Origin of the sequence: Methylobacterium sp. UNC378MF (assembly GCF_900103195.1) — a bacterium.
Taxonomy (GTDB): domain Bacteria; phylum Pseudomonadota; class Alphaproteobacteria; order Rhizobiales; family Beijerinckiaceae; genus Methylobacterium.
This window is the reverse complement of the sequence record NZ_FMWU01000023.1, coordinates 38,585-60,545: the sequence shown is the minus strand read 5'-3', so window position 1 is coordinate 60,545 and position 21,961 is coordinate 38,585. Positions and strand designations below refer to the sequence as shown.

Sequence of the window (21,961 nt, the reverse complement as noted above, 5' to 3'; positions counted from 1 at the left end):
GGCTCAGACCGACAATCCGGGTCCGGATGCGATGATGACCAGCCAGCAGCTCGCCGACGAACTGAAGCGGATCGCCACCACGCAGGTCAGCGACATCACCCGGGCGGTGAAGGAAGGCCAGAAGTCGATCGCGCTCAACGAGGTGCGCGACATGGCGCGGCGCCTCGGCCTGCTCGCGGACGCCTTCGATCCGAAATCCGCGGCCGAGAGGTCCGAGCCCGGCGCCGAATCCCGCGACGAACCCGTCGACGACGCCCAGGCCGCCTGACACCCGTCTCCGGCGGCGCCCCGCCGGTTCCCTCCCAGGAGCGCTCCATGGTCCGCGCCCATTTCACCATCCGCCTCGGCAACGCCTCGCTCCCGGCCTCGGCGGCCCAGTGGGTCGAGGACGTCGAGGCCGCCCGCGCCACAGCGCGCACGATCGTGCAGGGCCTGATGCGCCAGCACGGCGGCGATCCGCGGCTCATGGAGGCGGCCATGGTGATCACCGACGATGACGGCGCCACGCTCCTGGAGATGTCCTTCTTCGACGCGCTGTACCTGCCCGTCGAGCCGGTCCCGGATGCCGATCGCCGCCGGCCGCGCGCGCCGCGCAAGACCGCCCCGCTGGGGCTGACCGCCGCGTTCGGCCCGGTCCGGCGCCTCGCGGGCGCGCTCGGCATGCGCGCGCCGTCCCTGTCGGGCCGCTGAAGCCCGTTCAACCGTAGAGATCGCTGACCACGAAGCCCCGCGGCGCGAGGCGTTCGGCCAGCACGCGCCGGTGGCAGCCGGCGGGATCCCGCTCGAAGCAGAGCAGGCAGATCGGCGCCGACCCGGCCAGCGCCGCGAGGTCGTCGAGCGCCGCGATCCCGGCGGCGGTGTCCAGCACCTCCTCGCAGTAGATCCGCCGCATCAGCGCCGCGTCCCCGGCCCGGGCCGCCTGCCGGCCGGATTTCGGCGTCCCGAGGCTGCGCAGATGCGCGTAGCCGAGGCCGGCCTCGCGCAGGGACGTTCCGAGCGCGCCCTTCGAGAAGCCGCGCTTGCGCGAATTCGCCACCGCCCGGACATCGGCCAGCACCGCGACCCCGGCCGCGCGCAGGACACCGACCAGGCGCTCCGAATCGAGGCCTTCGTAGCCTATGGTAAAGAGTTGCTTACTCACGGTGGCCCGTCCGGACTCGCGTTGCGGGACCGCGACTTAGCCGGATGCCGGCCTGTGAACCAGCCGGGGATGGGCGCCGTATGTCGCGGGGATGCAACGCGTCCCGGAATTCCGCCGCAATGATCGCAAAGCTCCGTTAACCGCGCCGGGGCCATCGAATACGCCTGTCTGTGGCGCATCTTCGGTGGCGGGCTAAACACTGATGTCGCGGATCTACACGCTTTCGCGTTCGCCGATCGAAGACCTCGTTCGGGGCCTGACCAGTCGCCTGAAGCCGGCCCGGCGCCTCGCCGGGCGGTTCGCCGCCGCCGCGATCCTGGCCGGACTCGCGGCCTGCGCGTCGAACAACGACTTCTATCCCACGAAGGGCGACGCCAAGCCGCATCCGGGGGTGGCCAAGGCCAAGCTCCACCCGATCCAGGGCATCGACATCTCGAAGTGGCAGGGCAATGTCGACTGGGCCTCGGTCCGGGCCGCCGGCACCCAGTTCGCCTTCATCAAGGCCACCGAGGGCGGCGACCACGTCGACGAGCGCTTCCGGACCAACTGGGACGGCGCGGCGCGGGCCGGCGTTCCGCGCGGGGCCTACCATTTCGTGTTCTGGTGCCGCTCCGCCCGGGAGCAGATGGACTGGTTCAAGAAGAACGTCCCGAACGATCCCAGCGCCCTCCCGCCGGTCCTCGACGTCGAGTGGAACGGCCACTCGCAGACCTGCCCGAAGAAGCTGCCCAAGGCCCAGGCCCTGGCGATGGTCACCGAGATGCTGGAGGAGATGGAGCGCTACACCGGCAAGCGCCCGATCATCTACACCGACATCACCTTCCACAAGGACGTGCTGGAGGGCGAACTCCCCGATTACCCGCACTGGCTGCGCTCCACCGCGGCCGAGCCGGAGCAGCGCTTCGTCAACCGCAAGTGGATGCTGTGGCAGTTCACCTCCACGGGCCGGGTTCCGGGCGTGCGCGGTGACGTCGACCGCAACGCCTTCTACGGGACCCCGTCGGACTGGGCCTCGTTCCTGACGACCGACTGCGATCCGCGCGAACACAAGCGGCTTTCGGAACAGGGTCTCTGCACGGACAAGTAGATGAACGGGTTCAGCGAAACCTAGGTTAGTTCAGGGGCGCAGAGCGCGCGGTATGGCAGAGGGGCCCGCTCTTCGGCGGGTGAGCCTCGAGAGGATCCTGACGGGAAACTCTCCTCCCGCACCTCTCCGCCCCCAATGCCGATCGAAACTGCCGCCTCCACCGGCAATCTGCTCCTCGACGCGCTGTCGGATTCGGATCATGCGCTGATCGCGCCCCATCTGGAGCCGCTGACCTTCGTCAAGGGAGACACGGTGCTCGTTGCGGGCTCCGCGGCGAGCTACGTGCTCTTCCCCCGCGAGCAGGCCGTCGTGGCGCTGGTGGTCGCCACACGGGACGGCCGGATGGCTGAGACCGCGAGCGTCGGCCATGACGGGGCGGTCGGCGGCTTTATCGGCCAGGGTCGGTTGCCGCCGGCGGTCAGCGGGCTCGTGCAGGTCGGCGGACCGGTCCTGCGCCTCGAAGCCGAGCGCCTGCGGCAGGCCGAAGGCCAGTCGGACACCCTGCGCGACCTCTTCGCGCGCTACGCCGATTGTTTCCTGGCCCAGCTGATCCAGATCGGGGCCTGCAACGCCCTGCATCCGATCGAGCAGCGCTGCCTCCGCTGGCTGTTGTCGCTGCAGGATCGGACGGGCGTCGATACCCTTCCGATCACCCACGAGGTCCTGGCCTCGATGCTCGGCGTCCAGCGTACCTACCTCACCCGGATCCTGCGGGTGCTGCAGGAGCAGGGGCTCATCCGGGTGGGCCGGGGGCGCATCACCATCCTCGACCGCCGCGCCGTCTCGGCCGCCGCCTGCGAGTGCCATGCCCGCGTCCAGCTCCATTGCGAGGCGGTGCTTGGCGCGGTCTACGGCGCCCATCGGCATGCCCGGATCCAGCCGGTCGAGGCTGTCGGGACATCCGCCTCGGCCTGACGGCCCGGCGCGGCGCCGCATTGCCGGTCGGCCTCCGGCGCCTTCGCGGAGCTCCTGTCGAGCAGGATGTACGGGATGCCGGTCTGCGCCTGCATCCTGTCGGCCGGCGACGCGGAGGTGGGCCCCGGGCTGCCTGGATCGGCGGTCAGGTCGGGCTAGGCGGTCCGCATCGCCGCGAGCACCCGCTCGACCCGGCCGGAAAGCGCGGCCGTGCCGCCGGCCGCATCCGTGACCGGACGCGCTGCCGCCTCGTCGGAGGCGACCAGCCGCAGTATCTGCGCCGCAGCCGGGGAGGCGCGGCGGCCGGCCCTCGGCGGCATCAGACCGACTTCCGCTCCAGGATCTCGATCAGCGCGCCGTCGGGGCCCTCCACGAAGGCGATTCGCAGGCCGGGACCGCGCTCGGTGATGCCGGTCCGCACCGTCACGCCCCGGGCGGTGAGATCGTGCATCGCGGCCTCGATATCGGCGACGCGCAGCCCGACATGTTCGATCCCGAGGCAGGGCGTGGCGGATGCGGGCGCGGTCTCCGCCGGGGCCTGCTCGATGAAGACGGCGAGACCGCCGAGGTCGAGCACGACACGCTGAACCGGATCCGCGCCGACGCGCTTCACCTCCCGCGCTCCGAAGGTCTCGACGTAGAAGGATGCAGCCGAGACGGCGTCGCGGCTGCGCAGGTGGAGGTGGTCGCAGGCGTAGTGCATCGGCTCTCCGGCCTCGGGTGATTCCAGTGAACTCGGCCCCGGGCCCGAGCGCACCGGAGGCGCCATTGCGCGCCGCGTCCGACGATAGGGCCCGCCTGCATCCGCGGCGAGGGTGGCGGCTTGACGTTCGGCGCGAACCCGCAGACTTTCGCCGCCAGGACCGTTGCAGGGATGCAACATCCATCCCACATCCCGGTGGCGACGCGACATCGCAGAGCCAACCGCACAGCCAAGAGATCCATGCGCAATCCCTACGACGTGCTGGGCGTGGCCAAGGGGGCGAGCGAGGCCGAGATCAAGAAGGCCTATCGCAAGCTCGCCAAGGACTTCCACCCCGACCGCAACAAGAACGACGTGAAGGCCAAGGACCGTTTCGCCGAGGCGAATTCGGCCTACGAAATCCTGGGCGACGCCGAGAAGCGCAAGCAGTTCGACCGCGGCGAGATCGACGCCGAGGGCAAGCCGCGCGCGACCGGTTTCGAAGGGTTCGGCGGCTTCGGCGGCGGACGCGGTGGCAATTTCGACTTCGAGAACATGGCCCGCGCCCAACGCGGCGGCAGCATGGGCGGCGGTATGGGCGGAGGTATGGGCGAGGACATCTTCTCGCACATCTTCGGCGAGGCCTTCCGCGCTGGCGGGGCCGGCCCGGGCGGCCAGCGCCAGGCGGCCAAGGGCGACGACGTCGCCGCGGAACTGGCGGTGACCCTGGAGCAGGTCGCCAGCGAGGAGAAGCTGCGCCTCGCTTTGCCCACCGGCCGGGAGGTCGACGTGGTGATTCCCCGCGGCGTGATCGACGGCCAGACCATCCGGTTGCGCGGCCTCGGCCAGAGCGGCGGCATGCGGGGTGAGCCGGGCGATGCCCTCCTCACGATCCGGATCCGGCCGCATCCGCGCTTCACCGTCGAGGGTGCCGATCTGCGCACCACCGTCGACGTTCCCCTCGAGGATGCCGTGCTCGGCGGCACGATCCGCGTGCCGACCCTCACCGGCGCCGTCGAGATGAAGATCCCGGCGATGACGAGTTCCGGCCGCACCTTCCGCCTGCGCGGCAAGGGCCTGCCGAAGAAGGACGGCACCCGCGGCGACCTGTTCGCCACCACGGCGATCGTCCTGCCGGAGGGCGAGGATGCGGCCCTGACGGACTTCGCGCAGGGCCGACGGGCCACGAAGGCGGCCTGACGCGCCTCCGACCACGCCGCCGGCGCCGCCTCGACGGCGCTCGGTGGCGCCCCGGACTTCCGTCGCCGGGCTGCCTCCGCTAAGGAGGCCCCCCGGCCCCGAGAGGGGTCGCGCGGCTTCGGGATCGATCATGGCGGAACACGGGCAGGGCCTTCTGGCGGGCAAGCGGGGCATCGTCCTCGGGGTCGCCAACAACCGCTCGATCGCCTGGGGCATCGCCCGCAGTGCCCGCGCCCACGGGGCGGAACTGGCCTTCACCTATCAGGGCGACGCTCTGCGCAAGCGCGTCGAGCCCCTGGCCAAGGAACTCGACGCCCACGTCATCGGGCATTGCGACGTCACCGAGTCGGCGACGATCGACGCGGTCTTCGCGGAGGCCGCGAGGGTCTTCCCCGAGGGCATCGACTTCGTCGTCCACTGCGTCGCCTTCTCCGACAAGGACGAGCTGACCGGCCGCTACATCGAGACCTCCGAGGACAACTTCACCAAGTCGCTCCTCGTCTCGTGCTACTCGTTCACCGCCGTGGCCCAGCGCGCCGAGAAGATCATGCGCCCGGGTGGCTCCCTCGTGACGCTGACCTATTACGGCGCCGAGAAGTGGATGCCGCACTACAACGTGATGGGCGTGGCCAAGGCGGCGCTCGAGGCGTCGGTGCGCTACCTCGCGGCCGATCTCGGCCCGAAGAACATCCGGGTCAATGCGATCTCGGCCGGCCCGATCAAGACGCTCGCCGCCTCCGGGATCGGCGATTTCCGCTACATCCTGAAGTGGAACGAGTACAACGCGCCCCTGCGGCGGACCGTGACCATCGGGGAGGTCGGTGAGACCGCATCCTACCTCGTCTCCGACATGGCGGCCGGCATGACCGGCGAGATCCTCCACGTGGATGCCGGCTACCACGTCGTCGGCATGAAGAATCCCGACGCGCCGGACCTTACCCTCGACAAGGATTGAGTCGCGCCGCCGCGTCGCTGCGCGAACGACCCGGGCGGGCCGGGCTCAATCCTCGTCCGCCTCGGCGAATTCCCCCGAGCGCTTGAGCCCGTCGATCCAGGTCTCGCCGTCGCGCTTGATGACGATCCGCGGCCGAACGCTCCCGTGCTCGGCGATTCGCGCCGCGAGCCGCTCCGAATGCGTGACGAGCCAGACCTGCGTGCGCTGCGCCGCCCGGGCGATCAGCCGCGCCAGCGGGTCCATGAGATCGGGATGGAGGCTGGTCTCGGGCTCGTTTAACGCGATGAACGGCGGCAGCCGGTAGCCGAGCAGGGCACCGGCCAGGGCGAGGTAGCGCAGGGTGCCGTCCGACAATTCCGGCGGATCGAAGATCCGGGCCGGGAAGTCGGGGAATCGCAGGCCGAAGCTGGCGTGACGGCTGGGTCTCGGGATCACGAGCCCGGCGCCCGGGAAGGCTCCGTCGACGGCGTCGTCGATCTCGGCGGTGTCCTGCCGGATATGCGCCAGGGTGGCGAAGACGGCGGCCAGGTCCGAGCCGTCGGAGGCGAGGGTCGGCGTCGTCACCGCGAGGCAGGGCCGGCGCAGGGGCGACTCGGCATCCGTCCGGAAATCATGGTGGAAGCGCCACCCCGCCAGGGCGAGGCGGACGAGGGCGATCTCGGGATGCCCCGTGGCGTCGAGGAGGCTGCCCAGCGCGGTCTCGGTCGGCAGCAGGTCGTGGCCGAGGGAGCGCTTGCGGCCGGCATCGTCGCGGACGAAGCCGGTGCGCCGGTCGCGGTCGAGGATCACCGCCGTGCGGCCTCGGGTGCGGACCGTCAGGCGCTCGGTCTTGATCTGTGGCTCCAGCAGGAAGGCGGCCCCGACGGTCTTGCCCCCGCTTTGCTCCACCAGCCCGATCTCCACCGCGTAGACGAAGTCCTGGGCGGTGGCGTCGTGGCGCAGGGTGGCCGACAGGCAGATCCGGGCGGTCTCGCCCTGCCGGCGGCGGCCGGCCCAGAGGGCCGAATCCATGCCGCCCTCCGCGGCCAGATCGCGCGTGAGCGTGCCCCGGGCCGCCGCCTGCAGCAATTCGAGCGACCGGTAGAGGTTGGTCTTCCCCGTGCCGTTGCCCCCGACGAAGACCGACAACGGATCGACCGGGACGCTGATCCGCCGCAGCGACCGGTAGCCCGAGACCGCGATCTCCCGAACCACCAGCATCGCGTGCTCCCCTGCCTCAGTCGGGCACCGTCAGATCCGCGATGCCTTTGGCGGCCTCGGGGAATCGCGGGTCCATGGCTTCGAGCGTATCCGCCACGGTCCGGGCGATCACGTAGTTGCGGAACCACTTGTGGTTGGCCGGCACCACCAGCCACGGCGCATGGGGCGTCGAGCAGCGGCCGAGGGCGTCCGCGAAGGCCTGCTGATAGGAATCCCAGGATTTCCGCTCGACCAGATCGGCCGGATCGAATTTCCAGTGCTTCTCCGGGTCGGCGATCCGGGCCTCCAGGCGCTTCTTCTGCTCCGCCTTCGAGATGTGCAGGAAGAACTTGACGACCGTCGTGCCGGATTCCGTGAGCAGGCGCTCGAAGTCGTTGATCCGGCCGTAGCGGCTCTGCCAGACCGCGTCCGGCACGAGGCCCTTCACCCGCACCACGAGCACGTCCTCGTAGTGGCTGCGGTTGAAGACCCCGATCAGGCCGCGCCCCGGCACCCGGGCATGGTAGCGCCACAGGAAGTCGTGATCGAGCTCCTCGCTCGAGGGCACCTTGAACGAGGCCACCGTGCAGCCCTGCGGGTTCACGCCCTTGAGGACCGAGCGGATCGTGCCGTCCTTGCCGCCGGTATCGATGGCCTGGAAGACGAGAAGCAGGCTGCGGGCGCGCTCGGCGTAGAGGCGTTCCTGGAGCGCGACGATGCGCTCGCGCTCCGTGGCGAGGGCGTCCTTCGCCCAGTCCTTGTCGAGGCCGCCGTCGTCGTCGGGATCCACCGTTCCGAGGTCGAAGGCGGCGCCCGGCGCCACCGTCACGATGCCCGGCGCGGCGCGGATCGGGACCGGCCTGTGATGGCCCAGAGCCGACGGGGCGGACAGGGCCAGCGTGTCGACGCTGTCGGCCCAGCGGGCCGTGGACGGGCGGTGATCCACCGTGGGACCATGCAGATCGGCCTCGCCTGTCATGCCGTCACCGCGTTTGTGGCCGCGTTGATGCTTGCCGTGCTTCTTGGACATGGGGCAGGACCTGGTTCCGGATATAGCCGACCGACGGCGAGAACGGCCGGCGATCCAGGCCGTTCCGGATGCCTGCGCAGGACGGGGTTGAGACGGTTGGGTACGATCTACTTCATCCGGCACGGCCAGACAGCCTGGAACGCCGAGGGACGCCTTCAGGGTAGCCGCGACACCGATCTCAACAGCCAGGGCGAGACACAGGCGGCCGCCGTCGCGGAGCGCCTCGCCGCCGCGGCCGGCCCGACCCTGGCGGAGGCCGATTTCGTCGCGAGCCCGCTCAAGCGCACCCGGCGGACCATGGAGATCCTGCGGGGCGCCCTCGGCCTGGACCCGGACGGCTACCGCATCGATCCCCGGCTGCGGGAGATCGGCTTCGGCAGCTGGGAAGGCTCCACCTGGGCTGAGATCCGCCGCCGCGACCCGGCCGGGGCGGCCGGCCGCGACCGGGATCGCTGGCATTACCGGCCGCCCGGCCAGGGTGGCGAGAGCTATGCCGCCCTGGTCGAGCGCGTCGGCCCGATGATCGCGGGCCTCGACAGGGACACGGTCGTCGTCGCCCATGGCGGCGTCGCGCGGGCGGCCCTGGTGGCCCTCGGCCATCTCGACATCTACGCCGCGCCCCGCCTCGGCATCCGCCAGGGCGAGGTGCTGATCCTCGAGCCCGGCGGCTGGCGCTGGGCTTGATCCCGTGCGCCGGCGCAGTGCAAAGCCGCCTCGATAACGGCATGATCGGCAGGCTATAGGGCGGCCACGGTAGGCGCCGGCCCGAGCGGGCGGCCAGCGGAGCAGCGGATGAGCGACGTCGCCGAGAAGACCCGGCCCGGCCCGGCGGCCGGGGAGCGCGCGCCGCGCGGGGATGCGGCGGCGATCCTGCGCGGCGACCACCGGCCGGACCTGATCCGCGACGAAGTCCTGGCCGAGATCTTCCTGCATTCGGCCGCTTCCCGGCCCGACCATCCCTGCCTCGTCGACGGCGCGCGCGTGGCCGCCGGGGGCGTCCACCCGCACCTGACCTACGCGGAGGTCGCCGCGCGGGCCGGCCGGATCGCCGCGGGCCTCGCCCATCGCGGCATCGGGCCCGGCGACGTCGTCGGCCTCTGGATGGCCCGGGGCCCGGACCTCCTCGTGGCGCAGATCGGCATCACGATGTCGGGGGCGGCCTGGCTGCCCTTCGACGCCGAGGCGCCGGCCGACCGGGTCGGGGTCTGCCTCACGGATGCGAATGCCAAGGCGCTCCTGGTCTCCCCGGCGCTCGTCCCGACCGCGCCCGATGCGGCGCCCGCCCTGACGCCGGCGGATCTCGATGCCGGGACGCCGGCCGGCGCGCCGGTGCCGGACCCGCGCGCGGCCGGGCTGACGCCCGAGCATCCCGCCTACCTGATCTACACCTCGGGCTCGACCGGCGTGCCCAAGGGCATCGTCATCAGCCACGCCAATATCTGCCACTTCCTGCGGTCCGGGAACGCGCTCTACGGGATGCGCGCCGACGACGTGGTCTTCCAGGGCGCCTCGGTGGCCTTCGACCTCTCGATGGAGGAGATCTGGGTCCCCTACCTCGTGGGCGCGACCCTGTTCGTGGCGAGCCCGGCCATGATGGGCGACCTGGAATCGCTGCCGGGCATCCTGGAGGCCGAGGGCATCACGGTGCTCGACACCGTCCCGACGCTGCTGGCGATGATCACCGGCGACCTGCCGCGGGTCCGCCTGGTCCTGCTCGGCGGCGAGGCGCTGCCCGAGCCGCTGATCGCCCGCTGGGCGACGGGCGGACGGCAGCTGTTCAACACCTACGGGCCCACGGAGGCCACCGTGGTGGCGACCGCGGCCGAGATGCGGCCCGGCGAGCCGGTGACCATCGGCGGCCCGATCCCGAACTACTCCGTCTACGTCGCCGGCGAGGACCTTTCCCTGCTCGGCCGCGACCAGCAGGGCGAATTGCTGATCGGCGGTCCCGGCGTGGCGCGGGGCTACCTCGCCCGTCCGGAACTGACGGCGGAGAAGTTCATCGCCAATCCCTTCGCCTCGGACGGGACCGATCCGGTGCTCTACCGCTCGGGCGACGCGGTCTCCCTCGACGCCGCCGGGCGGATCGTGTTCCACGGCCGCATCGACGATCAGGTGAAGATCCGCGGCTTCCGCGTGGAGCTCGGCGAGATCGAGTCGCGGATCCGCGCGGTGCCCGACATCAACCAGGCCGCCGTCGTGCTCCGGAACGACGACGGGGTCGACCGCCTCGTCGCCTTCCTGATCCCGGAGCGCGGTCGCGCCATCGATGCCCCCGCCCTGCGCCGGACGCTCGCCGGGCAGATGCCGCCCTACATGGTGCCCGGCCATTTCGAGGTGGCCGAGACGCTCCCCCGGCTGACCTCCGGCAAGGTCGACCGCAAGGCGCTGAAGATCGCCCCGCTCACGGTCGTCGCCGCCGACGGCGAGCAGGAGCCGCCCGCCAACGAGACCGAGGCGGCCCTCGTCGCCGCCGCCAAGCAGATCTTCGGCAACCAGCCGATCGCCCTCGAGGGCGACTTCTTCGCCGATCTCGGCGGCCACTCCCTGCTGGCCGCCCGCTTCGTCTCGGCGGTGCGCGAGAACCCGCCGCTCGCCGGCATCACCCTGCCGGACGTCTATGCCCTGCGCACCATGCGGGCGATGGCCGATGCGCTGATCGCCCGCACGGGCGGGATGGGTGCCGGGGCCGCGACCCGCGACCTGAGCTTCGCGCCGCCGCCGCTGCTGCGCCGGGCTTTGTGCGGCCTCGGGCAGCTCGTGGCGCTGCCCTTCGTGATCGCGCTGGCCACCGCGCAATGGCTCGGCATGTTCGTGACCTACCTGCTACTCACGGGCGGCGGCCTCAGCTTCTTCGCCGAACTCGGTGTGCTGCTCCTCGTCTACGTGGCGATCAACGGCGTGACCGCGGTGGCGGCGGTGGCCGGCAAGTGGCTGATCCTCGGCCGGACCAGACCGGGCCGGTACCCGCTCTGGGGCGCCTATTATTATCGCTGGTGGCTCGCGCAGCGGCTGGCGCCCCTCGTCCACGTGAAATGGCTCCAGGGCTCGCCGGCCATCGCCATCTACCTGCGGCTCATGGGCGCCAGGGTCGGCCGCGACACCCTGATCTCCGACATCGAGATCGGCGCACCCGACCTCCTGACCATCGGGGACGGCGCCTCCCTGGGCGGCCGCCTCGTCATCGCCAATGCCGAGATCGTCGGCAACGAGCTGGTCATCGGCACGGTCGAGATCGGCGCGGACGCGGCGGTCGGGACCTCCTGCGTGATCAGCCACGACGCGGTGATCGGGCCGCAGGCGGAGATCGCCGACCTCACCACGATCCCCACGGGCACGCGCGTGGGCGCGGCCGAGCGCTGGGACGGTTCACCCGGTCGCAAGGTCGGGATGGCCGATCCGTCGGACCTGCCCGCGCCCGCCGAGGCCTCCTTCGCGCGCCGCACGGCCTTCATGGCGGCCTATATCGTGCTGCTCGGCGCGATCCCCGCGGTCGGCCTGCTGCCGATCTTCCCGGCGTTCTTCATCTTCGACCAGATCTCGGATTCGCTCTCCGACATCACCGATATCGATTACCACTGGTACCTGCCGATCCTCACTTGGCCGACCGCCATGCTGATGACCGCCGGCACGGTGCTCCTGATCGCCGGCATCCGCTGGATCGTGCTGCCGCGGACGCGCTCCGGCACCTACTCGGTCCATTCCCTGTTCTATCTGCGGAAGTGGTCGCTGGCCCTCGCGGTCGAGGTCACCCTGGAGACGCTCTCGTCGCTGTTCGCGACCGTCTACATGCGGGCCTGGTACCGGCTGATGGGCGCCGATATGGGCCACGGCGCCGAGATCTCGACCAACCTCGCCGGGCGCTACGACCTCGCCGAGGTCGGCGCGAAGAACTTCGTCGCCGACGAGGTGGTGTATGGCGAGGAGGAGATCCGGCGCGGCTGGATGCATCTGGAGCCGACCCGGACCGGGGCGCGGGTCTTCGTCGGCAACGACGCCGTGGTGCCGCCGGGTGCGGTCATCCCCGACGACGTGCTCATCGGCATCAAGTCGAAGCCGCCCGAGAACGCCGCCATGAGCCCCGGCGAGACGTGGTTCGGCTCGCCGCCGATCCGGCTGCCCGCCCGGCAGAAGGTGGACCTCGGATCGACCGCCCAGACCTACGAGCCGGGCGCTTGGCCGAAGATCCGCCGCGGCGTGTTCGAGGCCTTCGCGACCTCGTTCTCGCCGATGCTCTACATCACCCTCGCGATCACCGTGATCGACTGGTACTTCTACCCTGCCATCTTGGAGAAGGACTGGACGGGGCTGGCCATCAGCTTCATCACGGCGAGCGTCGCCATCGCGCTGATCCAGTCCTCGGCCGTCATCGCCATGAAGTGGCTGCTGATGGGCGTCTACAAGCCCGGCATGCAGCCGATGTGGTCCTGGTGGGCGATGCGCACCGAGGCGATCGCGGTGGCCTATTGGGGGCTCGCCGGCAAGGTGTTGCTCGAACACCTTCAGGGCACGCCGTTCCTCCCCTGGGTGCTCCGGCTGTTCGGCGTGAAGGTCGGCCAGGGCGTGTGCATGCTCACCACCGACATCACCGAGTTCGACTGTGTCACCATCGGCGATTACGCCACGATCAACCGGGTCTCGGCGCTGCAGACGCACCTCTACGAGGACCGGATCATGAAGATCGGCCGCGTCGTCGTCGGCCGCGGCGTCTCGGTGGGGGCGTTCTCGACGGTGCTGTACGACACCAAGGTCGGCGATTTCGCCCGGCTGCGCCCGCTCACCATCGTCATGAAGGGCGAGTCGATTCCCGCCAATACCGAGTGGGAAGGCGCGCCCGCGGTCCCGGTAATTCACCACGCCTGACGGTAAGGCGGGTCATCGCGTTTCGGGCTGCGGCGCGTCCCTACGGCGACGCGCCGCACAACAGAGCCCCGAGCCAGAGACACCGGCGCGTCGAGGTCCGGCACGCCGGGCGGTTCTCGATTCAGGGCCCGTGCCGGCCGCCGAAGGACGGTCCGGATCAATCGCCTTAAAGTGTCGACGTGCAGATGGCCTGGCTCATTCGTGAGGTTCCAAGCCCCTGCAGGGGCTTTACCCTGCCGAGATCATCGCCGCAGGCTCTATCTGAACAGGACCGGAAGTGCATCCCGTCCCTCGGGCAAATATGGAAGTGTACTAGCGCTTCGGAAGCGTAGAGGCTTTCTAAGCCGGCTTATTGTGGCTCCCATCCAAATATAGTGGTATAGGCATAAATCCCGAATCGTCGTTCGGTCGTGCTGCAGCGCGCTGCGGCGATGGGACGGCGCCAGCGTCCAGGTCGAGGATTGACAGTCGTCCGTGCAGCTCGATCCCGCCACTCTGCTGGTCGTCAGCGCGGTGACGACCTTCCTGGTCGGCATGCTGTTCATGGCCTCTTGGCGGCAGGCGCCCGACTCCCCGGTGCTGGCCTACTGGGGCGCGGCCCATCTATTGGGCGCGGCCGGATCGACCGGCCTCGCGTTGCGCAACCAGATCCCCGACCTGGTCTCGGTTGGCCTCGCCAACGCCGTGGTGCTGGCCGCCTACGGCCTGATCTGGAGCGGTGTCCGCTCCTTCGAGCACCGCGAGCCGCGGGCGGGCGTTGCGATGGCCGGCGCGCTCGGATGGTGCGTCCTATGCCTGATCCCGGCCTTCTACGGCTCGATCGAGGCTCGCATCGTCTACGCCTCGGCGGTGGCGGCGCTGTATTGCGGCGGCGCGACCGCGGAGATCTGGCGCGGCCGCGCTGAGCGGCTCGCCTCCCGGTTCGCGGCCGCCACCATCCTGGCGCTGCACGGCGCCTTCTATCTCGTGCGGATCCCCGCGACGCTTCTGGCGCCGCCGCAGCCGGGTCTCAGCCCGCTCGCCTCGCCCTGGGTGGCGATCCTGTGCTTCATCACCCTGATGTTCTCGATCGCCTCCGCCTTCACCTTCATGGCGCTGGTCAAGGAACGGGCCGAGCGCGAGCAGCGCATCGCCGCGTCCACCGACGCGCTGACCGGTGTGCGCAACCGCCGGGCCTTCGCCACAGCCGCCGAGGACGCGATGCGCGCGCACCGCGACGCGGCCCTGCTGCTGTTCGACCTCGATCGCTTCAAGGCCGTCAACGACCGCTACGGTCATGGGGTCGGCGACGCGGTTCTGGTCGGCTTCTGTGCCATGGCGACGACTCTGCTGCCCAGGGAGGCCCTGCTGGGCCGCCTGGGCGGCGAGGAATTCGCCTGCTTGCTTCCCGGTGTCTCGCCCGCGGAGGCCCTGGCTCGGGCCGAGGAGCTGCGTCAGACCTTCGCGCAGCTCAAGGTCCCTGAACTTCCGGCACTGCGCGTGAGCGTCAGCATCGGGATCGCGCAGGCTCGTCCCGGAATCGCGTTCGAGGCGTTGATGCAGCGGGCCGACGCCGCGCTCTATGCCGCCAAGAATGGCGGGCGCGACCGGATCTCCGTAGCGGATCCGGCCGCGATCCGCGCTGCCTGAGGCGCTGCCGGACCGCTCACGCGAGGGCGCGAGCCGCCTCCGAAACCTTGCGCACGGAGGCATCGACGAGCCCCGCCGAGGAGGCGATCTCCGCCATGGCGGTGTGGACGGCCGCGACACTCTGCGCGGCGGCTTGCATGTTCTCGGTCATGTCGCGGGTCACCGCCGCCTGCTCGGTCACGGCCGACGAGACGCTGAGCGAGATCGCGCTGAGCTGCTCGATCGTGGCGCCGATCCCGTCGATCGCCGCGACGGCCCGGGAGGTCTCGGCCTGCACGGCGGCGATCTGCGTGCCGATCTCGCCGGTGGCCTTGGCGGTCTGCTCGGCGAGCGCCTTCACCTCGGCCGCGACCACCGCGAACCCCTTGCCGGCCGCGCCGGCCCGGGCGGCCTCGATGGTGGCGTTGAGCGCGAGGAGGTTCGTCTGGTCTGCGATGGAGCGGATCAGGCTCACCGCCGCCCCGATCCGGTCCGCGGCGCCGGTCAACCCAACGACGATCGCGCCGGCTTCCTCTGCGCGGGTCACGACGAGGTCCACGGAGGATTTCGCCTGCAGGGCGTGGCGGCTCAGCTCCTCGATGGAGGACGCGAACTCCTCGGAACCGGCGGCGACCGCCTCGACGTTCCGCGCGGTCTGGCTCGACGTCTCGGCGGTGTCGTCGGCCTGCCGGACGACCCGACTCATCGACTCGCGGATTGCCGCGATATCGCTGTCGATGGCGCGCTGGCCCTCGGTCCGGCGCTGCCGATCCTCGACCTGACGGGTCACATCGGTGGCGAACTTCACGACGGCACAGGGCTTGCCGTCGGCGTCGAGGATCGGGTTGTAGGCGCCGAAGATCCAGACCGTGCGGCCGCCCTTCCCGAGGCGCCGGAACTCGCCGGCCTGATACTCGCCCTTGCCAAGCGCGGCCCAGAACGCCGCGTAATCCGCGCCCGCCGCCTCGGCCGGCGGCAGGAACATCCGGTGATGCCGACCGCGGACCTCCTCGAGGGTGTACCCCATCGTGGCCAGGAAATTCGCGTTGGCGTCCGTGATCGTCCCGTCGAGGTCGAAGCAGATCACTGCCTGCGAGCGGTCGAGAGCCGCGATCTGACCCGCATGGAGCGCGTTGCGGGTGCGTTCCTCGGTGATGTCGGTGGCGAGCTTGACCACCTTGGTCGGCCGGCCGCGCCGGTCGAGGATCGGGTTGTACGATCCCTGGATCCAGACGATCCGGCCGGATTTCGTGACGCGGCGGAAGGCGCGGGCCTCGTGCTGGCCGGCGCGCAGCCGGTCCCAGAAGGCGGTGTAATCCTGGCCCGCGCGGTCGGCCTCCGGAACGAACACCCGGTGATGCTGGCCGCGCACCTCTTCGAGCGTGTAGCCGACGAGGTCGAGGAACAGCGCGTTCGCGTCGGTGACGGTGCCGTCGAGATCGAACTCGACCCGCGCCATCGTCCTGTCGATCGCCGCGAGCAGGGCGTCATCGCGTGAACCAAACATCGCCATCGGGAATCGTGCTCGCCTGAACTGTAATGTGCCGGCAAATCTGGTGTAATCGGCTTAAAAATCCGTAACTCTCGGGATACAACCATGAATCGCATTGTCAAGAACTCTGACACGAGTCGGCGACTTGAGTCAATAAATTTGATGATTGCAATCAAGGATGGATGTCGAAAAGAATATTCGGATATCTGCCAAGGTATATAGTAATATTTTGGACTTGAATTATGACTTTGATGCTTGCCTTCGGATTCCTGCATGAGGCCGCCCCTCCCGTTGCTCGACGGGCGGCCTGCGCTAGGAGGGGGCGAGCACCGGCGGACCGGCCCCATTGCAGAGGGAAGGCTTTCGGATCGGCACTGACTGGAGGTTGCACATGGACGAAGCCACGCGGATGGATCGCCTGGAGATGCGTCTGACCGAGCAGGATGCAGTGATCGAGGATCTGAACCGCACCGTCACCGATCAGTGGCGGGTGATCGACCGCCTGACGCGGCAACTCAACATGCTGCGCGAGCAGGTGGAGGAGGCTGCCGCCCGGGGAGCACCGCGGGGGCCGGAGCCGCCGCCGCCGCATTACTGAGTCGCGGAGGCCGGCGCGCCGCATGCGGCGCACCGGCTGGCGCATCAGAAATTCGCCTGCGTGACGAACTTGGTAACCAGGTAGGCGTCGAGGGCCTCCGGGCCGCCCTCGCTGCCGTAGCCGGAATCCTTCACGCCGCCGAACGGCGTCTCCGGAAGGGCGAGGCCGTGGTGATTGATGGAGATCATGCCGCTCTCGACCGCGTTCGACACCCGCGCCGCCCGCTCGGCCGAGCGGGTGTAGGCGTAGGCCGCGAGCCCGTAGGGAAGGCGGTTGGCCTCGGTGAGCGCCTCGTCGTCGTCGGAGAACCGGTTGATCGCCGCCACGGGACCGAAGGGCTCCTCGTTCATGATCCGGGCGGTCAGCGGCACCTCGGTGAAGACCGTCGGCTCGAAGAAGTTGCCCTGATTGCCGATGCGCTTGCCGCCGGTGCGCAGCGTCGCGCCGCTGGACTCGGCCTCCGCCGCCAGCGCCGTGACGGCGTCGAGGCGCCGCCCGTGAACCAGCGGTCCCATCTTCGTCTCGGGATCGAGGCCGTCGCCGACCTTCACCGACTTGGCGAAGTTGGTGAAGCCCTCGACGAAGCGGTCGAAGACCGAGTCGTGCACGAGGAAGCGGGTTGGCGAGACGCAGACCTGGCCGGCGTTGCGGAACTTCGAGGGGGCGAGGACGGCCACCGCCTTCTCCACGTCCGCGTCGCCGAACACGATCGCGGGAGCGTGGCCGCCGAGTTCCATCGTGGCGCGCTTCATGTGCTCGCCCGCGAGCGCGGCGAGCTTCTTGCCGACCACGGTCGACCCGGTGAACGAGATCTTCCGGATTACCGGGTGGGCGATCAGGTAGGCCGAGATGGCCTCCGGATTGCCGTAGACCAGGGAGAGCGCGTCGCCCGGGATGCCGGCATCCAGAAAGGCGCGGACCAGGGCGGCGCAGCTCGCCGGCGTGTCCTCGGGACCTTTGAGGATCACTGTGCAGCCGGTGCAGAGCGCCGCCGAGATCTTGCGGACCGCCTGGTTGATCGGGAAGTTCCAGGGGGTGAAGCAGGCCACCGGTCCCACCGGTTCGCGCACCACCGCCTGCAGCACGCCGTCGGCGCGGGCCGGGATGACGCGGCCGTAGGCGCGCTTACCCTCTTCGGCGAACCAGTCGATGATGTCGGCCGCCGCGAGGGTCTCGACCCGCGACTCAGCCAGCGGCTTGCCCTGTTCCAGGGTCATGATCCGGGCGATCTCGTCGACCCGGGCGCGTAACAGGTCGGCCGCCTTGCGCATCACCTTGGCGCGCTCGAAGGGGGCGACCCTGCGCCAGGCCGGGAAAGCGCGGGCGGCCGCAGCGAGGGCCTCGTCGAGATCCGCCGTGGTGGCGACCGCGCACTGGCCGATCGTCTCGCCCGTGGCGGGGTTCAGGACCCCCAGGGTGTCCCGGTCGGCACCCGCGCGCCAGTGCCCGGCGATGTGAAGCTCGGTATCCGGATACATCGGTCGATTCCCGCTCGGCCGCACGATCGGCCGCAGGCGGAATGTGGCGATGTGGCGCGCCCCGGCAATCCCCGCGGCGGCATGGCTGCCGCCGACTGTATTCAGGCGGCGGCGCGAGCGGGCTCCGGCGCCTCGACGAGGGTCGCGGTCCCGTGGCGGGCGCGCAGGGTCGCGCCCTTCGGGACCACCTGCCACCCCTCGCGGCAGCCGTCGATCGGCTCCGACACCACCACGATGCCGCCCGGCCCCTCGCGGTAATACAAGCTCGGCGGCCGGCCGTCGCAGGCCCAGCGATAGGCGGTCAGCGTCTCGCCGTCCGTGAGCAGCGCGGTGAAGCGCAGCGGTTCGCAGACATTGGCCGCCTCCATCAGTTCGCGGACGGTCTTCAGCGTCCGCGCCATCGCGCCGACGGGATCCGCCTCAAGGCCGTTGGCGAGCGCCAGGAGGAAGAGCGCCTCCGAGTCCGTGCTGCCGCGGCGATGGTCGTAGTAGGAATCCGGGATCAGCGCCTCGAGTCGCCGCTTGATCCGGTGGTAGCCGCCGATCTGGCCGTTGTGCATGAACAGGTGGCGGCCATGCACGAAGGGGTGGCAGTTGGCCCGGGCGGTGGCCGTCCCGGTCGAAGCCCGCACGTGCGCGAAGAACGTCCGCGCCCGTACCTGACCGCAGAGGTTCACCAGGTTCTCGTCCGACCAGGCCGGGGAGATGTCGCGGTACACACCCGGCTCGGGCCGCTCGGCGTACCAGCCGATGCCGAAACCGTCGCCGTTGGTCTCGGTCTTCCCCTCGTCGGCGTGCAGCGACTGGTGCACCAGCGAGTGGGTCGGCGCGCAGACGAGGTCGGAGAGGAAGACCGGCTCACCGCTGTAGGCGAGGAAACGGCACATGTCGGACGATGATCCTTCAGCTCTGGGCCGCGTTCGATCCGGTGAGACGCCTCGCGCGGGTGGAGACGTTCCGCCACAGGACGTTAACAGTCGGTCCACTCCGGTGAACAGTTTCTTAACCGCCCGGAAACTGCGCCATTTTCGTGCGTTGCGCATGAAAATGGTGCCGCCTGTCCGCAGGGCAGGCATTCGCCCCCGGAGCTACGCGACTCTTGTGAGCCGCCTCATGAAGGGTCAGCATGGCCGAATCGGGGAATCAGAAGTTCGCCCTTCAGGCGACGGCCCGACGCGGGGCAAGGCACCGGCAGCAGGAGACTTTTATGGATCGCGCAACGCCCGATAGTTCCGCCCCCGTGGCGCTCGTCGTGGAGGACGATGCGGCTGTGCGCGACCTCGCAACGGCGGTGCTGGAGGAGACCGACCTCGGCGTGATCGCCTGCGAGAGCGCGGAGGCGGCCCTCTCGGTGCTGGAGCGCGCCGACGTGACGGTGGCGCTGCTCTTCGCCGACGTGCGCCTGCCGGGGGCTATGGACGGCGTGTCGCTTGCGCAGGCGGTGAAGCGGCGCTGGCCGGACGTCCGCGTGGTCGTCACCTCGGGCGCGAGCCGGGACGCGCGGCTCCCCGATCAGGCGGTCTACATGCAGAAGCCCTGGCGGGCCCTTGACGTGCTGGTCCAGGCCGAGCACGCGACCATGGCCGCCAAGGCGGCGTGAATCGGCGGCCTCAGCGCGCGCCTGCCGAAGCCCTTCACGTCATCGCGAGCGCCGCGAACCGACTCGGCGCCGCATCACCGAATGCGGCTTCGACTTGAGCGCCTCGAGCTGTTCCCGCTCGTGTTACAACCGTTTGGAAGAACGACTCCGGTCAAGACAGACGCGCCATGCCTCTCTTCCGTTCGCGAGAGGTCTGGGGTGAGGGATCGGATCTTTCCGGAACGGTCGCATCCCTCACTCCGTCCCTCTCCCGCACGGGAGAGGGGTCCCGTGTCCTGTGCGGCACGGGCTACGCGATCGCCCCCGTCCCAATCCAATCGGAAACAAGTCCAGTCGCGCACGGCTCACGTTACCGGGCGTCTCCGTCCGGCCTCGTCGCAACCCAAAAAGAAAGCCCGGCCTGCGCGCAGGCCGGGCTTTCTCATTACCGGAGTGGTGTCGCTCAGGCGGCGGGAGCCGGGCTGACCGGGGTCTGGCCAGCGGCGTTGCCACCCTGGCCCTGCGCGGCGGACGGCGACGGGAAGCCGGGACGACGGCCACCGGCGGGGAAGCGGGGCTTCGGCTTCGGCGCGGCGATCAGGCCCTCGCGGATCGCGGTCTTGCGGGCCTGCTTGCGGGCGCGGCGGACGGCCTCAGCCTTCTCGCGAGCCTTGCGCACGGACGGCTTCTCATAAGCCTTGCGCTGCTTCATCTCGCGGAAGATGCCCTCGCGCTGCATCTTCTTCTTGAGGACGCGGAGCGCTTGATCGACGTTGTTGTCGCGAACGAGTACCTGCAACGGACTTGATCCTCTGGACCTGAAGTTCTGGGTTCACGCGGCCCGCCGCCGATCTGGAAACCGGCAACGTCCCTCGCCCGGTTTGAACCCGGGAGGGACGGGAACGTCGGTTTCCGAATCGGCGTGGAGCTCACGCCTTGACGGGGCTATTACACCAAGCGCGCACCAGTTCCAACCGTGCCGCGCGATCCATCTGCGCCTGCGCCGTGCTAGGTTGCGCAGATGAGACACGACGACTCGCAGCAATTCGCCAGCGACAACTATTCCGGCATCTGCCCGGAGGCCTGGGCGGCCATGGAGGCGGCCAATCGCGGTCACGCCCCGGCCTACGGCGAGGATGCCTGGACTGCCCGGGCGGCCAACGCGTTCCGGGACCTGTTCGAGACCCCGTGTGAGGTGTTCTTCGCCTTCAACGGCACCGCCGCCAACGCGCTGGCTCTGGCCGCGCTGTGTCAGTCCTACCACAGCGTGATCTGCGCCGATTCGGCCCATGTCGAGACCGACGAGTGCGGCGCGCCGGAATTCTTCTCCAACGGCTCGAAGCTGCTGACCGTCCGGACCGAGGGCGGCAAGCTCACGCCGGAGGCGATCCGCGGGCTCGCCCAGAACCGCAGCGACATCCACTTCCCGCGGCCGCGGGTGGTGACGATCACGCAGCCGACCGAGACCGGGCAGGTCTACAGCCTCGCCGAGCTACGGGCCCTGTCGGCGACCTGCCGCGAGCTGGGCCTCGCCCTGCACATGGACGGGTCGCGCTTCGCTAATGCCTGCGCGAGCCTGAACTGCAGCCCCGCCGACATGACGTGGCGCTCGGGCGTCGACGTCCTGTGCTTCGGCGGCACCAAGAACGGTATGCATGCGGGCGAGGCGGTGGTGTTCTTCGACGCCAAGCTCGCGGAGGATTTCGGCTACCGCTGCAAGCAGGCCGGGCAGCTCGCCTCGAAGATGCGCTTCCTCGCCGCCCCCTGGGTCGGCATGCTGGAGAGCGGCGCGTGGCTGACGAACGCGGCCCACGGCAATGCCTGTGCCCGGCGTTTCTCCGAGGCGGTCGCCGGGCTGCCGGGCGTGCGGGCGCTGTTTCCCGTCGAGGCGAACGCGGTCTTCCTGACGATGCCGGCGGCCACGATGGAGGGCCTGCGTGCCCGGGGCTGGCGGTTCTACACCTTCATCGGCGGCGGGGCGCGCTTCATGTTCGCCTGGGATGCCCGGCCGGAGCGAGTCGACGAGCTGGTCGGCGACCTGCGCGCGCTGGCGGCCGCCGCGGCCTGATCCGGTAGACAGAGGGGTGCAGAGCCGCCCACCGAAGGTGTTTCGCGCGCTGGTGTCGAGTTTCCCTGAGGAGCGTCGATACGCTG

The 21,961-nt window shown here is 70.1% G+C and carries 21 protein-coding genes; 12 read left to right on the top strand and 9 right to left on the bottom strand.

Annotated elements, in window-relative coordinates; genetic code table 11:
- Positions 1 to 31 precede the first annotated feature (31 nt).
- Together BLT59_RS22485 and BLT59_RS22480 are read left to right on the top strand one after the other, a co-directional pair.
- The gene (locus BLT59_RS22485; RefSeq protein ID WP_091785757.1) at positions 32 to 268 is read left to right on the top strand and encodes a hypothetical protein; all 237 of its coding nucleotides are present in this window, start codon (positions 32 to 34) and stop codon (positions 266 to 268) included.
- Between the two features lie 47 nt (positions 269 to 315).
- Positions 316 to 690, top strand: a complete 375-nt coding sequence (locus BLT59_RS22480; protein WP_091785754.1) for a DUF6894 family protein — start codon at positions 316 to 318, stop codon at positions 688 to 690.
- Positions 691 to 697: 7 nt separating this feature from the next.
- Here BLT59_RS22480 and BLT59_RS22475 read toward each other — a convergent pair whose 3' ends face one another.
- The gene (locus BLT59_RS22475; protein WP_091785751.1) at positions 698 to 1,141 is read right to left on the bottom strand and encodes a DUF488 domain-containing protein; all 444 of its coding nucleotides are present in this window, start codon (positions 1,139 to 1,141) and stop codon (positions 698 to 700) included.
- A 202-nt stretch (positions 1,142 to 1,343) separates the two neighbouring features.
- On the opposite strand from BLT59_RS22475, the gene BLT59_RS22470 reads away from it, so the two are divergent.
- The gene (locus BLT59_RS22470) at positions 1,344 to 2,228 is read left to right on the top strand and encodes a glycoside hydrolase family 25 protein (RefSeq protein WP_091785748.1); all 885 of its coding nucleotides are present in this window, start codon (positions 1,344 to 1,346) and stop codon (positions 2,226 to 2,228) included.
- Positions 2,229 to 2,363: 135 nt separating this feature from the next.
- Complete coding sequence (locus BLT59_RS22465; protein WP_091785744.1) at positions 2,364 to 3,143, top strand: Crp/Fnr family transcriptional regulator; 780 nt, start codon at positions 2,364 to 2,366, stop codon at positions 3,141 to 3,143.
- Positions 3,144 to 3,298: 155 nt separating this feature from the next.
- Here BLT59_RS22465 and BLT59_RS31435 read toward each other — a convergent pair whose 3' ends face one another.
- Both BLT59_RS31435 and BLT59_RS22460 read right to left on the bottom strand, forming a co-directional pair.
- Complete coding sequence (locus BLT59_RS31435) at positions 3,299 to 3,463, bottom strand: hypothetical protein (protein ID WP_175544096.1); 165 nt, start codon at positions 3,461 to 3,463, stop codon at positions 3,299 to 3,301.
- On the bottom strand, positions 3,463 to 3,846 hold the full coding sequence (locus tag BLT59_RS22460; protein WP_091785741.1) for a VOC family protein: 384 nt from the start codon (positions 3,844 to 3,846) through the stop codon (positions 3,463 to 3,465). Before BLT59_RS22460 ends, BLT59_RS31435 begins: the two co-directional genes overlap by 1 nt.
- A 240-nt stretch (positions 3,847 to 4,086) precedes the next feature.
- Between BLT59_RS22460 and BLT59_RS22455 the strand changes: the two genes are divergently transcribed.
- Positions 4,087 to 5,025 (top strand): DnaJ C-terminal domain-containing protein, encoded by a 939-nt coding sequence (locus BLT59_RS22455; RefSeq protein ID WP_091785739.1) that lies wholly within the window; start codon positions 4,087 to 4,089, stop codon positions 5,023 to 5,025.
- Positions 5,026 to 5,155: 130 nt separating this feature from the next.
- The gene (gene fabI, locus BLT59_RS22450; protein WP_091785736.1) at positions 5,156 to 5,980 is read left to right on the top strand and encodes an enoyl-ACP reductase FabI; all 825 of its coding nucleotides are present in this window, start codon (positions 5,156 to 5,158) and stop codon (positions 5,978 to 5,980) included.
- Between the two features lie 45 nt (positions 5,981 to 6,025).
- Here the strand turns inward: fabI and BLT59_RS22445 are convergent, their stop codons facing one another.
- Both BLT59_RS22445 and BLT59_RS22440 read right to left on the bottom strand, forming a co-directional pair.
- Positions 6,026 to 7,180 (bottom strand): AAA family ATPase, encoded by a 1,155-nt coding sequence (locus BLT59_RS22445; RefSeq protein ID WP_091785733.1) that lies wholly within the window; start codon positions 7,178 to 7,180, stop codon positions 6,026 to 6,028.
- A 16-nt stretch (positions 7,181 to 7,196) separates the two neighbouring features.
- Entirely contained in the window at positions 7,197 to 8,189 is a 993-nt protein-coding gene (locus tag BLT59_RS22440; protein ID WP_091785731.1) for a polyphosphate kinase 2 family protein, read from the bottom strand.
- A gap of 96 nt (positions 8,190 to 8,285) precedes the next feature.
- Here BLT59_RS22440 and BLT59_RS22435 point away from each other — a divergent pair, with 96 nt between their 5' ends.
- The 3 genes from BLT59_RS22435 to BLT59_RS22425 all read left to right on the top strand — a co-directional run bounded on the left by BLT59_RS22435 (position 8,286) and on the right by BLT59_RS22425 (position 14,681).
- Positions 8,286 to 8,873, top strand: a complete 588-nt coding sequence (locus tag BLT59_RS22435) for a histidine phosphatase family protein (protein WP_091785728.1) — start codon at positions 8,286 to 8,288, stop codon at positions 8,871 to 8,873.
- A gap of 108 nt (positions 8,874 to 8,981) precedes the next feature.
- Positions 8,982 to 13,052, top strand: coding sequence for a Pls/PosA family non-ribosomal peptide synthetase (locus BLT59_RS22430; protein ID WP_091785725.1), 4,071 nt, complete (start codon positions 8,982 to 8,984; stop codon positions 13,050 to 13,052).
- 474 nt (positions 13,053 to 13,526) lie between these two features.
- The gene (locus BLT59_RS22425) at positions 13,527 to 14,681 is read left to right on the top strand and encodes a GGDEF domain-containing protein (protein ID WP_091785722.1); all 1,155 of its coding nucleotides are present in this window, start codon (positions 13,527 to 13,529) and stop codon (positions 14,679 to 14,681) included.
- Between the two features lie 16 nt (positions 14,682 to 14,697).
- On the opposite strand, the gene BLT59_RS22420 is transcribed toward BLT59_RS22425, so the two are convergent.
- The gene (locus tag BLT59_RS22420; RefSeq protein WP_091785719.1) at positions 14,698 to 16,173 is read right to left on the bottom strand and encodes a methyl-accepting chemotaxis protein; all 1,476 of its coding nucleotides are present in this window, start codon (positions 16,171 to 16,173) and stop codon (positions 14,698 to 14,700) included.
- A gap of 370 nt (positions 16,174 to 16,543) precedes the next feature.
- Here BLT59_RS22420 and BLT59_RS22415 point away from each other — a divergent pair, with 370 nt between their 5' ends.
- A complete protein-coding gene (locus BLT59_RS22415; protein WP_091785716.1) occupies positions 16,544 to 16,750 on the top strand; it encodes a SlyX family protein in 207 nt (68 codons plus the stop codon).
- Between the two features lie 44 nt (positions 16,751 to 16,794).
- Here the strand turns inward: BLT59_RS22415 and BLT59_RS22410 are convergent, their stop codons facing one another.
- Together BLT59_RS22410 and BLT59_RS22405 are read right to left on the bottom strand one after the other, a co-directional pair.
- Positions 16,795 to 18,228, bottom strand: coding sequence for an NAD-dependent succinate-semialdehyde dehydrogenase (locus BLT59_RS22410; protein ID WP_091785713.1), 1,434 nt, complete (start codon positions 18,226 to 18,228; stop codon positions 16,795 to 16,797).
- A 101-nt stretch (positions 18,229 to 18,329) separates the two neighbouring features.
- Positions 18,330 to 19,115 (bottom strand): class II glutamine amidotransferase, encoded by a 786-nt coding sequence (locus BLT59_RS22405; protein ID WP_091785710.1) that lies wholly within the window; start codon positions 19,113 to 19,115, stop codon positions 18,330 to 18,332.
- A 320-nt stretch (positions 19,116 to 19,435) separates the two neighbouring features.
- Between BLT59_RS22405 and BLT59_RS22400 the strand changes: the two genes are divergently transcribed.
- Positions 19,436 to 19,828: a response regulator gene (locus tag BLT59_RS22400; protein ID WP_012322423.1), complete on the top strand. Its 393-nt coding sequence runs from the start codon at positions 19,436 to 19,438 to the stop codon at positions 19,826 to 19,828.
- 442 nt (positions 19,829 to 20,270) lie between these two features.
- Here the strand turns inward: BLT59_RS22400 and rpsU are convergent, their stop codons facing one another.
- Positions 20,271 to 20,606 (bottom strand): 30S ribosomal protein S21, encoded by a 336-nt coding sequence (gene rpsU / locus BLT59_RS22395; protein ID WP_012322424.1) that lies wholly within the window; start codon positions 20,604 to 20,606, stop codon positions 20,271 to 20,273.
- Positions 20,607 to 20,828: 222 nt separating this feature from the next.
- Here rpsU and BLT59_RS22390 point away from each other — a divergent pair, with 222 nt between their 5' ends.
- A complete protein-coding gene (locus tag BLT59_RS22390; protein ID WP_091785707.1) occupies positions 20,829 to 21,875 on the top strand; it encodes a threonine aldolase family protein in 1,047 nt (348 codons plus the stop codon).
- Positions 21,876 to 21,961: the final 86 nt, after the last annotated feature.